Origin of the sequence: Ruegeria atlantica (assembly GCF_001458195.1) — a bacterium.
GTDB classification, from domain to species: Bacteria; Pseudomonadota; Alphaproteobacteria; order Rhodobacterales; family Rhodobacteraceae; genus Ruegeria; species Ruegeria atlantica.
In genome coordinates this window covers 367,174-382,243 of the sequence record NZ_CYPU01000039.1, presented here as the reverse complement: position 1 = coordinate 382,243, position 15,070 = coordinate 367,174, and the positions used below count along the sequence as shown (strand labels likewise).

At 57.1% G+C, this 15,070-nt stretch carries 13 protein-coding genes; 8 read left to right on the top strand and 5 right to left on the bottom strand.

Going from position 1 to position 15,070, the window contains the following annotated elements; translation table 11 throughout:
- Positions 1–2: 2 nt before the first annotated feature.
- The 7 genes from RUA4292_RS11745 (at position 3) to RUA4292_RS11715 (ending at position 10,007) form a co-directional block, all read left to right on the top strand.
- A complete protein-coding gene (locus RUA4292_RS11745) occupies positions 3–956 on the top strand; it encodes a site-specific tyrosine recombinase XerD (protein ID WP_058277739.1) in 954 nt (317 codons plus the stop codon).
- Positions 957–1,019: 63 nt separating this feature from the next.
- Entirely contained in the window at positions 1,020–2,330 is a 1,311-nt protein-coding gene (locus RUA4292_RS11740) for an HlyC/CorC family transporter (RefSeq protein WP_058277738.1), read from the top strand.
- A 203-nt stretch (positions 2,331–2,533) separates the two neighbouring features.
- Positions 2,534–4,951 carry a GcvT family protein gene (locus RUA4292_RS11735; protein ID WP_058277737.1) on the top strand — a complete coding sequence of 806 codons (2,418 nt, stop codon included), beginning with the start codon at positions 2,534–2,536 and terminating at the stop codon, positions 4,949–4,951.
- Positions 4,952–4,982: 31 nt separating this feature from the next.
- Positions 4,983–5,582 (top strand): nucleotidyltransferase family protein, encoded by a 600-nt coding sequence (locus RUA4292_RS11730; RefSeq protein ID WP_058277736.1) that lies wholly within the window; start codon positions 4,983–4,985, stop codon positions 5,580–5,582.
- A 757-nt stretch (positions 5,583–6,339) separates the two neighbouring features.
- Positions 6,340–7,782 carry a Do family serine endopeptidase gene (locus tag RUA4292_RS11725; RefSeq protein WP_058277735.1) on the top strand — a complete coding sequence of 481 codons (1,443 nt, stop codon included), beginning with the start codon at positions 6,340–6,342 and terminating at the stop codon, positions 7,780–7,782.
- A gap of 181 nt (positions 7,783–7,963) precedes the next feature.
- Positions 7,964–8,644 (top strand): response regulator transcription factor, encoded by a 681-nt coding sequence (locus tag RUA4292_RS11720; protein ID WP_058273791.1) that lies wholly within the window; start codon positions 7,964–7,966, stop codon positions 8,642–8,644.
- A complete protein-coding gene (locus tag RUA4292_RS11715) occupies positions 8,637–10,007 on the top strand; it encodes a sensor histidine kinase (RefSeq protein WP_058277734.1) in 1,371 nt (456 codons plus the stop codon). Before RUA4292_RS11720 ends, RUA4292_RS11715 begins: the two co-directional genes overlap by 8 nt.
- On the opposite strand, the gene RUA4292_RS11710 is transcribed toward RUA4292_RS11715, so the two are convergent.
- Genes RUA4292_RS11710 through RUA4292_RS11700 form a run of 3 tightly spaced genes read right to left on the bottom strand, consistent with a single transcriptional unit; the run spans position 10,004 to position 12,741 of the window.
- The gene (locus RUA4292_RS11710) at positions 10,004–10,471 is read right to left on the bottom strand and encodes a CYTH domain-containing protein (RefSeq protein WP_058277733.1); all 468 of its coding nucleotides are present in this window, start codon (positions 10,469–10,471) and stop codon (positions 10,004–10,006) included. The two genes, RUA4292_RS11715 and RUA4292_RS11710, sit on opposite strands and share 4 nt — an antisense overlap.
- Positions 10,468–11,223, bottom strand: coding sequence for a ParA family protein (locus RUA4292_RS11705; protein ID WP_058277732.1), 756 nt, complete (start codon positions 11,221–11,223; stop codon positions 10,468–10,470). Before RUA4292_RS11705 ends, RUA4292_RS11710 begins: the two co-directional genes overlap by 4 nt.
- Before the next feature lie 3 nt (positions 11,224–11,226).
- Positions 11,227–12,741, bottom strand: coding sequence for a CHAD domain-containing protein (locus tag RUA4292_RS11700; RefSeq protein WP_058277731.1), 1,515 nt, complete (start codon positions 12,739–12,741; stop codon positions 11,227–11,229).
- A 162-nt stretch (positions 12,742–12,903) separates the two neighbouring features.
- On the opposite strand from RUA4292_RS11700, the gene RUA4292_RS11695 reads away from it, so the two are divergent.
- Positions 12,904–13,251 (top strand): TfoX/Sxy family protein, encoded by a 348-nt coding sequence (locus tag RUA4292_RS11695; protein ID WP_058277730.1) that lies wholly within the window; start codon positions 12,904–12,906, stop codon positions 13,249–13,251.
- Between the two features lie 57 nt (positions 13,252–13,308).
- Here the strand turns inward: RUA4292_RS11695 and ndk are convergent, their stop codons facing one another.
- Positions 13,309–13,731 (bottom strand): nucleoside-diphosphate kinase, encoded by a 423-nt coding sequence (gene ndk, locus RUA4292_RS11690; protein ID WP_058273797.1) that lies wholly within the window; start codon positions 13,729–13,731, stop codon positions 13,309–13,311.
- Between the two features lie 114 nt (positions 13,732–13,845).
- A complete protein-coding gene (locus RUA4292_RS11685; protein WP_199520005.1) occupies positions 13,846–15,048 on the bottom strand; it encodes a multidrug effflux MFS transporter in 1,203 nt (400 codons plus the stop codon).
- Between the last annotated feature and the right edge of the window lie 22 nt (positions 15,049–15,070).

The window sequence follows — 15,070 nt, the reverse complement described above, 5'->3', positions numbered from 1 at the left end:
CCGTGGCCGCCCCAGCGACGCAGGACTTGTGGATTTCCACCTTTTTGCAAGCTCAGGCTGCTGAATTGGGGGCCGCGACAAATACGCTGCTGGCATACGGTCGCGATCTGAAAGAATTCTCGGCCTGGCTGGAACGTCGAAAAACGGGTTTTCCCGACACACAAAGAGAACAAATCGAACAATACCTGATAGACTGCGACGCACAGGGCCTGTCCCGTTCCACGCGCGCACGTCGGTTGTCGGCGATCAAGCAACTGTTTCGGTTCGCCTTTGAAGAAGGTTGGCTTGAAGCTAACCCCGCCATTCAGATCAAAGGCCCCGGGCGACAAAAACGCCTGCCCAAAACGCTGGATGTCGCCGAAGTCGATCGTTTGCTTGAGGCCGCGCGCCGCACCGGTCGCAAGGATGCAGAACGGGTGCGCAACACCTGCCTGATGGAGGTTCTGTACGCCACGGGAATGCGGGTAACTGAATTGGTTTCGCTGCCGGTCTCCTCGGCCAGAGGTGACCCCCGGATGCTGCTTGTGCTGGGCAAAGGTGGCAAGGAACGGATGGTGCCTCTGTCCCCTCCGGCGCGCGATGCGTTGGCGGCGTGGTTGCTTATCAGGGACGAGGCTGAGGACAAGCAGGTTGCAGACGGCGCTCAGCGTTCCAAGTTCCTGTTTCCGTCTCGCGGCAAATCCGGCTATCTGACCCGGCACAGGTTTTTTCTGCTGGTCAAGGAACTGGCCGAAGAAGGTGGCGTTTCGCCCGAAAAGGTGACACCACACACCCTGCGCCATGCATTTGCCACGCATCTTCTTGCCAATGGCGCTGATCTGAGGTCGATCCAGACCCTGTTGGGCCATGCCGACGTGGCGACCACAGAAATCTACACCCATGTCCTGGACGAACGCCTGTCAGAGCTTGTGTTGCAGCATCACCCGTTGGCTAAAGACGGCGATGACGACGGCTAACCCCTTGATCCACAGCATGCGCACCCCCATAACGGATGCAGTATCACGAACAACCAAGGACCGATGGAACCCTCTTCTGCTTCTCTGATCGACGGCGCATTCTGGTTTACCATAGGCGCCATCCTGCTTTTGCTTGTCCTGTCGGGCTTTTTTTCGGGTTCTGAAACGGCATTGACCGCATCATCGCGCGGAAAACTGCGTGCGCAGGCCGACAAGGGTTCACGCGGCGCGCAAAAGGCGCTGGAAATCACGGACGACAATGAACGGCTGATCGGCTCGGTCCTGTTGGGCAACAACCTTGTCAACATCCTTGCCGCGTCGCTGGCGACCGCGCTTTTCACACGGCTGTTCGGTGAAAGCGGCGTTGCGCTGGCAACGCTGGTGATGACCCTTCTGGTCCTGATCTTTGCCGAGGTTCTTCCCAAGACCTACGCGATCACCAATTCGGAAAAAGCGGCCGCAGCAGTAGCACCGATCATCGGCGTCGTCGTGACGGTGTTTTCGCCTATCGTTGCAGCCGTGCGTCTGCTGGTACGCGGTGTTCTGCGCCTGTTCGGCGTCCAGATCGACCCGGACAGCAACATTCTGGCAGTGCGCGAGGAAATCGCCGGGGCATTGCAGCTTGGTCATTCCGAAGGCGTTGTGGAAAAGGAAGACCGTGACCGTATCCTTGGCGCGCTGGATCTGGGCGACCGCACGGTCGAAGAGATTATGTTGCACCGCTCGAATATCGAAATGATCGATGCAGACGCCTCGCCCGAGGCCATCCTTCAGCAATGTCTGAAAAGCAGCCACACCCGCCTGCCGGTGTTTCGGGATGAGCAAGAAAACATCGTGGGTGTCGTGCACGCCAAGGACCTGTTCCGCGCGATGTACGCCCATGCCGGCGGCAGTGAGAACGCTGATAACCGACTGAAAGAGTTCGACATCCTCAAGGTCGCGAACGACCCCTATTTTGTTCCGGAAACCACTACTCTGGACGATCAGATGCGCGAATTCCTTCGGATGCACAGCCACTTTGCGCTGGTGGTGGATGAATACGGTTCGCTGCGCGGGCTGATCACGCTAGAGGATATCCTCGAGGAAATCGTGGGCGAGATCGCGGACGAGTTCGACATCGACGAAGACGTATCCGTGACCCGAACCGAAGATGGGCAGTTTCTGGTCGAAGGGGCCACCACGATCCGCGACGCCAACCGCGCGATGGATTGGTCCTTGCCTGACGATGAGGCAAATACCATCGCCGGTCTGGTCATTCACGAAGCGCAGATGATCCCAACCGTCGGTCAGGTCTTTTCCTTTCACGGCTTCCGCTTTGAGGTGACAAAACGTCAAGGCAACCGGATCACCGAACTGAAAGTTCGACCTCTCTGAGAACAACCCAAAAAACTGCAAGAATCCACCGGCGCTCTGATCCGAGCGCCGGTTTTCTTTTAGACAACCACCGTATCCTTCCTGTTTGGGGTCGCCAGCAGGTGCTGAACCCGGATCGCCTTCCGCGACACTTTCTGTCGCTGAAGCTATTGCAAAGGCAGCTTTCCTATTGAGACTGACGGCATAGCCATCAGGAGACGTGCATGAAACTCACAACCCAAGTTGCAGTCATCGGCGGCGGAGTCGTTGGATGTTCCGTACTCTATCACCTGACCAAGCTGGGGTGGACGGACGTGATGCTGTTGGAACGGTCCGAACTGACCAGCGGGTCGACCTGGCACGCAGCGGGTGGGTTTCACACCCTGAACGGCGACACCAACATGGCGGCGCTGCAGGGATATACGATCCGGCTGTATAAAGAGCTGGAAGAGATTACCGGCATGTCCTGCGGTCTGCATCATGTGGGCGGAGTGACGCTGGCAGATAATCAGGATCGGTTCGACATGTTGCTGGCGGAACGCGCCAAGCATCGATTCATGGGGTTGGAAACCGAAATCGTTGGTCCGGATGAGATCAAAAAGATCGCTCCGATCACCAACACCGACGGGATCATCGGTGCGCTTTATGATCCGCTGGACGGTCATCTGGATCCGTCGGGGACCACCCATGCCTATGCCAAAGCGGCCCGTATGGGAGGCGCTACGATCGAAACGCACTGCATGGTACGCAAGACCATCCAACGCACCGATGGGACATGGGATGTGGTTACCGACAAGGGTACGATCCATGCCGAACACATCGTCAATGCCGGCGGCCTTTGGGCGCGCGAGGTTGGCGCGATGGCGGACCTCTATTTCCCCCTGCATCCGATGGAACACCAGTACCTGGTGACAGATTCGATCCCTCAGATCGAGGCGATCATTGACGCTGGCGGCGAGCATCCGCATGTGATGGATCCCGCCGGAGAAAGCTATCTGCGGCAGGAAGGGCGCGGGCTGTGTATTGGGTTCTATGAACAACCCTGCAAACCCTGGGCTGTCGATGGCACACCGTGGGAGTTCGGCCACGAACTGCTGCCCGACGATTATGACAAGATCACCGACAGCATCGAATTTGCCTACAAACGCTTCCCCGTTCTGGCCGAGGCTGGCGTCAAATCGGTGATCCATGGACCGTTTACTTTTGCGCCCGATGGCAACCCACTCGTCGGGCCGGTGCCGGGCATGCGCAACTATTGGTCCGCCTGTGGCGTGATGGCCGGGTTCAGTCAGGGCGGCGGGGTTGGCCTGACGTTGGCGCAATGGATGATCGAAGGAGAGCCTGAGCGCGATGTGTTCGCCATGGATGTCGCCCGCTTCGGCGACTGGATCGGGCCTGGCTATACGCGCCCGAAGGTGATCGAGAACTATCAGAAACGCTTTAGTGTCGCCTACCCCAACGAAGAACTGCCGGCCGCGCGTCCGAACCGGACCACCCCGATGTACGACATATTCAGCGATCTGGGCGCGGTTTGGGGTCAGCAATACGGCCTGGAGGTTGCGAACTATTTTGCGCAGGGTGATGAGCCGGGCTATGAAACGCCCTCGTTCCGGCGCTCGGATGCCTTCGAGGCGACTGGGCGCGAGGTGCGCGCTGTGCGCAATGGTGTCGGCATCAACGAGGTCCACAATTTCGGCAAGTATCGCATCACCGGCCCGGGTGCGCGCGATTGGCTGGACCGGGTCATGGCCGGGCGCATCCCAAAGCCGGGGCGGCTTTCGCTGACACCGATGCTGTCCCCCAAAGGCAAGTTGATCGGGGACTTCACCGTATCCTGTCTGGCCGAAACCGAATTCCAACTAACGGCGTCATATGGCAGCCAGGCCTTCCATATGCGGTGGTTCCTGCAGCATCAGGATGACGGCGTTACAATTGATAACATTAGCGATCGTCTGAACGGTTTTCAGATCGCAGGCCCCAAGGCGACTGAGGTTCTGGCCGCCTGTTCCCGTACGGACATCTCGGACCTCAGGTTCCTTGATGTTCGCCGCATGACCATCGGTATGACCGACTGCACCGTTCAAAGGGTCAGCTACACGGGCGATCTGGGGTACGAAATCTACTGTGATCCGATGGCCCAACGGCAATTGTGGTGGACCCTTTGGCAGGCCGGTCAGCCCCACGGTATGGTGCCCTTTGGCATGCGCGCGATGATGAGCCTGCGGTTGGACAAGTTCTTTGGCTCGTGGATGCGCGAGTTTTCCCCCGATTACACCGCAGCTGAAACCGGGCTGGATCGCTTTATCGCCTTCACGAAGAACACCGATTTTACCGGTCGCGCCGCGGCCGAGCTTGAACAGTCCGAGGGGACCGCGCGTAAGCTGGTCTCATTTGAAGTGGATGCTGACGACGCTGACGTGAATGCCTATGAGCCGATCTGGCTGGATGGTGCAGTTGTCGGATTCTGCACCTCGGGCGGGTATTCCCATTATGCCGGCGAATCCATCGCAATAGGTTTCCTGCCCTCGGACCGCATACGTGACGGTTTGGAGGTCGAGATTGAGATACTAGGCCAGAAGCGCAAGGCGCGCGTGATCTCAACCCCGCTGTTCGACGCGGACGGTGAACGTATGCGGGGATGACAAAAGACGGCTACGGCGGCTATGTGAAGGTATGACAGACATTCCCATTATCCTTCTGGCCGCCGGACAATCCCGCCGCATGGCTGGCACGGACAAGCTGATGCAAAGCGTCGATGGCATGCCCCTGCTACGGCGATCCGCACAAACAGCGTTGCAGGTAGGCCCGGTGATCGTTGCGCTTCCGCCTGCTCCGCATTCTCGCCAGGACGCCTTGAAAGGTATGGATGTTGTTGCAGTTGAAATACCCGACGCTGATGAGGGCATGAACGCCAGTTTGCGCGGTGCTCTTGGGCATGTGCCCGCCGATGCCGGGGCTGTCATGGTTTTACTGGCAGATTTGCCGGAAATCACAGTTGGTGACCTGAAGCAGGTCGCAGAGTCTATCCAAGAATATCCAAATTGCTTGATCTGGCGTGGGGCGACAGCCACAGGAAAGCCCGGCCATCCGGTTGTGTTTGCCCGTCCGCTGTTCAGAGAGCTCAGTCAACTTACCGGCGATGAGGGCGCGCAGTCCGTTGTGCAGGCGCATAAGAATGCAGTGCATCTTCAACCATTGCCCGGCCAAAACGCCTTGTTGGATCTGGACACTCCCGAGGATTGGGCACGCTGGCGGGCGGGGAAGGCCACATAACCGGCCTGCCGAAATAGAAACGGCCCGGTCGATACCGACCAGGCCGTTTGCCCAAAACAGGACTACCACTTTTCACCAATCCTGAAAACGCTGCCAAAAATGCCTATGGCACCCTGGCTATTCCGCTGCTGAACCTAAACAAGACCCCCTCGTTAACATGCCGCTCAGCGTTTCCAGTGACTGTGACAAGCCGTTGGCACCCCCTAGTGCCTTCGGCTCCCCCTTTCGCTTGGGCAAGATCATCGTCACCCAAACGGTGCGTCCAAACAATGTAAAATTGGAAAGAACGGTTAATTTTTGGCGTCTCGGATTGGTTTTTACGCAACATCCCGCCGAGTCAGGGTCTACCTATAGGCGATCAGTAAACTGCACGCCCTAGGTCACATCGGACATTGTGTGTACTCTTTATTAAGCATATATGAACCTTATCGGGATCATATGCGTTATTTTTGTTCAGGTAGCAGAAACGCGCCACAACCAAGAGGTGAGCGATTTTCAACCAGAGCCTTCCAGCGATCCTTTGTTAACAAAACTGAATCAATTCAGGACTATTCAGGATTTGACTTTCAAATTGGCAACAATGACTGATTCGCGACTAGCGATTCGCTACGCTTCCTTGCGGACCGTCGATATACAACGACCTGTTTGTGGCTAAATTAAGATATTTTAATCCTGAGCACAGGAAACTCACAGACTGATGCCTCATCTCCTCGGTTAATGCGCGCCTGCAATCGCGCGATATAAACAGGAGACTAAAATGAGCATCCGTAAATCCTCACTGCTTTTGCCACGCGCCACTGGCTTGGCTGGCGCATCCGCCCTTGGTGCAGCGCTGCTGGCCACGACTGCCCTGCCCTCACTGGCCGACGAAGCCCTGGCCGATCTGGTCGAAGGCGTGTCGCCGTCGGTGGTGACCATCATCGCGGAACAAGACATCGTACCCGTACAAGCGCCGGGACAAGGACAGAATTTTGATTTGGAAGACCACCCCTTTGGTGAGTTCTTCAAGCGCTTCGGCGCGCCTGAGGGCTTTCAGGCACCGCAGCGCGGACCATCCCAAGGTCTGGGGTCGGGTTTTGTATTGGACGAAGCCGGGTACATCATCACCAACCACCATGTTGTCGACAATGCCTCGACCGTGACCGTCCGTCTGAGCGACGATCGTAGTTTCGAGGCCGAGATTGTGGGCACCGACCCGCTGACCGATATCGCCGTTCTGAAGATCGACGCTGGCGAAGCGTTGCAGGCCGTCGAGATTGGTGACAGCGACGTTATCCGCGTAGGTGAAGATGTCGTGGCGATCGGCAACCCGTTTGGCCTGCATTCGACCGTAACCACCGGTATCGTTTCGGCCAAGGGCCGCAACATTTCGGCCGGGCCTTACGCTGAATTCATTCAGACCGATGCAGCCATCAACAAAGGCAATTCGGGCGGTCCGCTGTTCAACATGGAAGGCGAAGTGATTGGCGTGAACTCGGCCATCTATTCTCCTACCGGCGGTTCGGTTGGTCTTGGCTTTGCCGTGACCTCGAACATCGTTGAACATATCGCGGCCGATCTGCGCGATGATGGTCAGGTCAGCCGCGGCTGGCTTGGTGTTTCAATCCAGAATGTCAGCCCCGAGATCGCAGCAGCGATGGGTATCGACGCCTCAACCGGCGCGCTGGTGTCGGATGTCGTCGCAGGCAGCCCGGCCGAGGGCGTGCTTGAGCAAGGTGATGTCATCCTGACCTTCAACGACGAATCCGTCGACTCCAGCAGTGAATTGCCGATACTTGTGGGCACAACCAAAGTCGGTACCGAAAGCGTCATGACCGTTCTGCGCGATGGCAAGGAACAGCAGATTGAACTGACAATCGGTCAGCATCAAAGCGCCTCGGCTGAGATCGACAAATCCGTGGACGAAGGTATCTCGGGCACTGCATTGGGCGTGACCGTCGCACCGCTGACCGACAGCAACCGTGCTCAGATGGGCGTTGCTGAGAATGTCGACGGTGTGGTCGTCACTGATCTGAAGCCAGACAGCCCTGCCGCCAAGGCCGGCCTGCAACGCGGCGACGTGATCGTAAAGCTGGGCGGTCAGGAAACCGCCTCCCCCGACGCGCTGAAGGCCGCGCTGGACAGCGAAAAGACTGATCCTGCTCTGGTGCTGATCAACCGGGGCGGAAACCAGATCTTCGTGGCGGTGGAAATCGCCTAATCCGAAGTCCGCGTGCGCCATTTGATGGGGATTTCTGGCGTACGCCTCCTCGGCGGATTGAATTGTCCGCATTCCGCTGAGACTGCCGGGTGCGCTGCAACGCACCCGGCACGTAACTTAAGCAAATCATGTGCTTTGCCGGATTTTTGTGTTTAAATCCCGCTAGAAAGGAACGCAAAATATGAGCCGTCGCCTGCTGATCGTCGAAGATGACGAGGACACTCGTGAGTTCATCGCCAAGGGCTTTGGCGAGGAAGGTTATGTGGTCGAGCAGGCCGCAGACGGGCGCGAGGGTCTGTACCATGCCACCGATGGCGGGTTTGACGCCATTGTGCTGGACCGGATGCTTCCTGGTCTTGATGGCCTGTCGCTGATCCGATCTTTGCGGGCGGCCGGGGTCAAGACCCCTACCCTGATGCTGACCGCGATGAGCGCGGTTGACGAACGGGTCAAGGGCCTGCGCTCGGGTGCGGATGACTATCTGGTCAAACCGTTTTCGTTCCAGGAACTGCATGCGCGGATCGAAGCCCTGTTGCGACGCCCTCAGGAATCCGAGGAAACCGCGACGCTGACCTGCCGCGATCTTGAGATGGATCTGTTGACCCGCAAGGTCACCCGCGACGGGCAAGAGATTTCCCTGACCCCGCGTGAGTTCCAGATCCTTGAATTCTTTCTGCGCCGGAAGAACCGCGTTGTATCGCGCACAATGCTGCTGGAAGGTGTCTGGGATTATCATTTCGACCCGAATACCAACGTGGTCGACGTCCATATATCAAAGCTGCGCCGCCAGCTGGATGAAGGCGACAGGCCGCCATTGATTGAAACGGTTCGAGGTGCGGGTTACATGATATCCGATGGATAACTTGCGACTTTCGTTCAATAATTCTCGCACCCGCCTCGTTCTAGCCAGCATGGTTCTCAGCACGTTGCTGACCGCAATCGTGCTGGGGCTTGTATACTTCACCGCCAATCGCAGTATCGAGGGCGAGACCCGTTCAGTGGTGTCCGCCGAACTGACAGGCCTGGCAGATGAATACGAACGACGCGGTCTGTTCGGGCTGTTGCAAGCCATTGAACGCAGGATTCCAACCGCGTCCGAGCGGGATGCGCTGTATCTTTTGACGGACCGGTTCGGTGTGAAGCTGGCCGGGAACCTCAAGCACTGGCCTGCGGATGTCACGGCAGGCAGCGGTTGGGTCGATCTGGATCTTCGCCGCGCCGATAACGACCAGTTGGTGCCGATCTCGGCCGCCTCAGTTCGCCTGCCCGGTGGCGAACGCCTGTTGGTAGGTCGGGATGCCCTTGCACGGCAGCAATTCGACCGTGCACTGTTGCGCGCGGTTGGCTTGGCCCTAGCCATTGCACTGGCGCTAAGCCTTTTGACCGGCTGGCTTTTCACCCGGTTGGTGTTCACTCGCCTGTCGGAATTTGCGGGCACGGCAGAAAACATCGTATCAGGTGATCTGTCCCGCCGCATGCCCTTGCGCGGAACCGGGGATGAGCTGGATCAAGTGGCCGGAACCCTGAACAGCATGTTGGACCGGATTGAGGAACTGATCAGCAATCTGCGCACAACCTCGAATTCAATCGCCCATGACCTGCGATCCCCCCTGTCCCGCTTGCGTCAAAGGGTCGAGTCGCTGTCTGACCCGTCCAAAAGTGATCTGGACCGCGAGGTCGACGTGGCCCGCGCTACGGCCGAGATCGACCACGTGCTGCGTGTTCTGGGGCAATTGACTGAAATCTCACGCGCCGAAGCCGGTGTCGGGCGGGAACAATTCGAACCCGTGGATCTGCAGCAACTGATTGGCGACGTCGTCGAGTTGTACGAACCAGTTGCCGCCGATCAGAGCATCTCGCTTGAGGTCGTCGGCACCGCCCACACTGTTCAGGGGCACCGCCCGCTTCTGTCTCAAGCGCTGTCAAATCTTCTGGAAAATGCCATGCGTTATGCCCCGGAAAAGACGGCGATCACGATCACCCTGTCAGAAAGCGGCCCCTACACCTGCCTGAGCGTGCGTGACCGGGGCCCTGGTGTCCCTGAAGAGGATTTGCCACGCCTGCAGGTGCCGTTTGTGACGCTCGATCCCGCAAGGACCGAGCGCAACTCAGGCTTGGGTCTGGCGCTAGTGGCAGCGATTTCACACATGCATCAGGGCGCATTCGAGGCCCGCAATTGCGACCCGGGTCTCGAGGCAACAATCAAACTGGCGCGTAAGCCCTAGATTGGCACACCCTTGATCGCCATCATCTTGTTTTTATAACGTTTATCTGCCGTCACATCTGTTCCGAACCAGTCGGGCGGCGTGTATTCCTGCGCCTCGGCCTCTGTTTCGAACTCAACCTCGACCAGCCGCAGCGGCGCGAGGCTTCCCAGAAAGATGTCCAGCTCAAACACCCGACCGTCTAGCATTTTTCCGGTATAGCGTTCTTTCTCAACCCGACGTCCTTCGGTTTCCGGCCAGAAGGTTTCGAATTGCTCGGCCGTGATCTCGGCCTCGCGTTCCACCCGCACCAAGGAGCCCGCTCCTTTGAGCGTCAAAAAGTACCTGTCATTCTTTTGCCGCAGACGCAATTCCGTGGAATCGTCCGGTGCAGTCAGATAACCTTGGCGAACGACGGCCTTATCCGCGCCGCTAAGGTCGGGCAGTTCCGCCACCAGAAATTTGCGTTCAATTTCGGTGCTCATCGCTTTGAAACCACTCCGTTTTCCATCTCATTATACAGCTTTTGATATGCCAAGCTGGCGGCGCTGCGCGGGGCGAATTCACTGACCGGCGCACGGTTCTGCCCCATCCGTTCGATATCCGCCGCAAACGGGATTGAGCTGTGCAGGAACCGTTTGCGATAGAGCTTTCGCATCGCATCCATAGTCTCAAGGTGCAGGGTCTTGCGCTGTTGCACCATGGAGAAGAATGCCGTCAGCTTTTTCTTCGACAACTTGTTGGCATCAAAAAACCCAACCAACTGATCGAAAGACCGTTCAGACAGGGTCGTCGGGATGACCGGAACCACAATCTGATCGGCCGCCTTGAAGATGTTTTCCGACAGGGTCGAAAAGTTGGGCGGGCAATCCAGAATGATCACCTCATAGTCGCTGCCCGCCGAGATCAGCGCTTTTTTCAACCGCGACCGCGTGTTCCGCATCCGTGACAGGAAGACGTCAAAATCCCGAAAGGTCATGTTTGCTGGCAGCACGTCCAGCCCCTCGAAGTCACTGGCGCGAATGGACTTGGTGAACCGCGCGACATCCTCAAAGAACCTTGCATCTGTCAGCTTTTTGGACGGTTTGACGCGCAGATAGAACCCGGATGCCCCTTGCGGATCCAGATCGCACAGCAGAACTTTGTGCCCCGCTGCTGCGTAGGCACGGGCCAGATTGACCGAGGTCGCGGTTTTACCCACACCGCCCTTGTTGCTGTAACAGGCAATGATCTTCACTCCTCAGCCCTCCTTTTGATGAAACAAACTGCGGAACAGGTGCCGGATGTCCGGGCTGTCGAAATGCTTGAAACTTGCGATGACACGGTCACGTTCCGCCAATTGGCGCTGATCCAGAACAGAAATCAGCCCGCCCACGGACAAGGTCAACTGCGCATCAGCGCGGCCTTGCTTATTGGTGTGCTGTTTCACAAAATTCAGAAGCGCCTCTTGTTGGACTGAGAAATCATTGAACAGGCCCAGATTATCCTGAAGCTTTTTCAATGACTTGATGATCGTTTTGAATGCCTTTGCGTCGAACAAAGGCGCAAAGAACTCCATAAGATAACGCAGTTTTTTGCAGTCGATCCGCAGATTATGCACAGATTCGTCAGGCGTGTTTGGCGTAATGCCGCGCGCCAGTTTGCAGGCTTTGCGATATCGCTTCCAGATCAGGGCGCGCGCGTATTCATAGGCAGGCCGATCTGCATTTGGGCCAGGCTGCAGGTTTGTCGGATCAGCGAAAAGCTTGGTCAACTTTTTCATCTGATTGTCATAGCTCTGCGTCCGAAAGCGCCGAGACAGACGTCCAAGTGCCTGGCTGCGTTCCCTTTCGAATTGCACAAACATGGCCACGGCACCTTCATGAAGGTTCGGCGGTATCAGATTGAAGTAACTGTCTTTTTCCAACAGATAGACGTCCAAGTCCCGCGCTCGTCCAGTGGGTTCCATCAGACCGGAAAACTCGCGCTTTAACGCAGCGGTTTGTTCAGGCGAGAGCACCCCCTTGAACAGGCTGATCACAGATCGCACGCGGCGCAGGGAAACGCGGTAGTCATGCAGAAATTCAGTATCGATATCATGGATCACGCCCGCCTCATTCTGGCGCGCGACCGCCAGATAGGTGCGAATGATGTCTGTGGCGACCTCGATTGATGGCTCTTGTTTACAAACGCGGATTTCGGGCTTGGCCTTGTATATGGTCGCGTCGGGAAACAACCAGTCGAACAATGGCTTAGCCTTGCTTTTGCCACCCTCCAATTTCGTAAGCTTTTCACAAACAGTCTTATACGCCCGGTCATATCCGCGCATGTGTTGAACGGTTACAACTGTTACCTGCCCCTGATCCGAGGACATCAACATCATCGTGCCACGCACTTGTGTCTTTTGCAGGTCACCCAGAATGGCAAATGATCGGTGCTTGGCTCTGCCCGCTCCGACGCTCATCAACGCGCGCAACTTGGGAAAGCCCGCTAGACCCGCTTTGACGGATCCGTCAGGCAAATCCTGCACGAACTTGCCCTTAACCTTGCACCGCTGGGTTTCGGCTCTACCGCCGCGCAACAAAAACAGTGACCCATCGGTTTGGATCAAAACCTTAGCAGATGCCCTGAGGGATTGGTCATGGCAATCCAGAATATCAAAATTTCCAGCAGGTTGAGCGGCCTCGAACCGCAATGCCAGTTCTTTCAAAGATTTAGTAAAACCCGCCTCATCGAATGTGCCCGGGATAACAAAACAGTTTTTGACCCGAGCCATTAAGAGCGTCCCTTTCACCGAGGATCCAGTACGTGATCATGAATTCATATTCCTGCGATCCGTTCAACGACTAACTCCGTTGATCAACAGCAATGACCAAAACATCTGACTTTGCTCGAACAACCGAATGACTCTGTCCGAGCGTTTGGCTAAGACGGGGGGATGTCTGATCCTGTTTCATCAATCCGCAATCTCGGCCCGGCTTTTGAGCAATCCTGCGCACGCGCAGGCATTCATTCTGCGCAGGAATTGCGCGATTTGGGGGCGGATGAGGCCTATGCACGGCTATTACAGGCGGGCACCCGACCGCATTTCATCGGATACTACGTATTGGTGATGGGATTGCAGGGGCGCCCCTGGAACGACTGCAAGGGCGAGGAAAAGAAGGCACTGCGCGTAAAGTTCGACGCGATAAAATCCAGCGTCAGCACCGCCCCGGAAACCCGGATGATTTCTGATCTGGATGCGATAGGCATACGGGTCGCGCCGAAAGATCTTAAACAGGTCTGAAACGAAAAAGGCCGCACCCCCAATGGGATACGGCCCTGAACTTCGTCTGACGGCGGATTAGCCGACCAGTTCGATGCCCGAAAAGAAGTACGCGATTTCAACGGCAGCAGTTTCAGGCGCGTCCGAACCGTGGACCGAATTTTCGCCAACCGATTCAGCGAACTCCGCGCGAATGGTGCCAGGTGCTGCGTCTGCGGGGTTGGTTGCGCCCATGACTTCGCGGTTCTTTGCAATGGCGCCTTCGCCTTCCAGAACCTGAACGATAACCGGCTCGGAGGACATGAATTCGCACAGTTCGTCATAGAACGGACGCTCGGCATGCACGTCGTAGAACTTGCCAGCCTGAGCTTTGGTCATGTGAATGCGCTTTTGCGCAACGATGCGCAGGCCAGCGTCTTCGAACTTGGCGTTGATCTTGCCAGTCAGGTTGCGACGTGTTGCATCAGGCTTGATGATCGAGAATGTGCGTTCCAGTGCCATATCGGCCTCTCCTTACTATATGGCGCGAGGTACGCGCCGAAATCCATCGCGCGCCGCCTAACACGGTATTTGCCTCATGAAAAGTGGAATGATTGCGCCAGTGGGTCTTGGCCATCAGATTGTGTCCGGCAAGGGCTCTGACGCGTCGATCCGGCGAACGTAAAGCACCGCAAGCAATCCGACAAAGCTGCTGGCGAACATCATGCCCAACACCAGAAAGGGCCCATTTTCAGGGCTAACAAACGCGCCGGTCATCAAGGTCAGAACTGCGCCCAACGCCACGATTAGTGCCCCGGAAAGCCCCGCGGCGCTGCCTGCCAGGTTGGGTCTCACGGACATTACGCCGGCCGAGGCGTTCGCATTCGTCAGCCCGTTACCGAAGCCCACGCAAATGGCCGAGCCGAAGAATACCCAGACCGAGCCCAGACCTGCTGTAAACAGCATCAACCCGCAGAAAGGGCCAATAGAGGCAACAACCCGACCGATCAGAATCATCGTCGTCAGCTTCGTGTGTGCTGCGATACGCCCGGTGATGAAATTGCCCACCATGAAGCCGCCGGTAATAATTCCGATCCCCAGACCCAGCATGGCAGGGCTCAGGTCGAACCAGACCGCGGCAACCAGTGGCGCACCGGTGATAAAGCTGAAGAACCCGCCGATCGAGAATGCCGCACACAGCGCGTAACCCCAGAACCGACGCGCGCGAAACAGGTGCGGGTATTCCTTTAGCTGAGCCGAGAATGTCGCGGAACGGTTCGTAATCGTCTCACCCATATCCGCCCACAACAGCACTAGCATCCCCGCCCCCAGGACCGAGTACAATATGAATCCTGCCCGCCAGCCGAACAGCATATCCAGTGCACCGCCCAGCATCGGGCCAAGCATCGGTGCCAAAGCCATTGCCATCGCAACATAACCCAGTTTGCTGGCGGCCTCGTTCGGGGTATAGAGATCCCGGATCGAGGCGCTGGACAGCACGGGTCCGGCCACCACCGCCGCTTGAAGCAGACGGAAACCGAGGAATATCCAGATCGACTCGGCCAATACGCAGCCAACGGAGGCCACTGTGAAAACTGCCATGCAAATCAACAGGATCGGTCTGCGACCATATCGGTCGGACAACGGCCCCATGATCAATTGCAACACAGCGGATACCGCCAAATACCCGGCGACTGACAGGTTAATCAGTCCGTAGTCGACCTGAAATCCCTCGGCCATCCTCGCAAGCGACGGCAGGAACATGTTCAACGACAAAACCGACAACGCCGTGGCGAAGATCAAAGTGACCAAAGAAGGAGGCGTCTGAGCCGCGCGCATGATGAAAACCGTCGAGTAATGC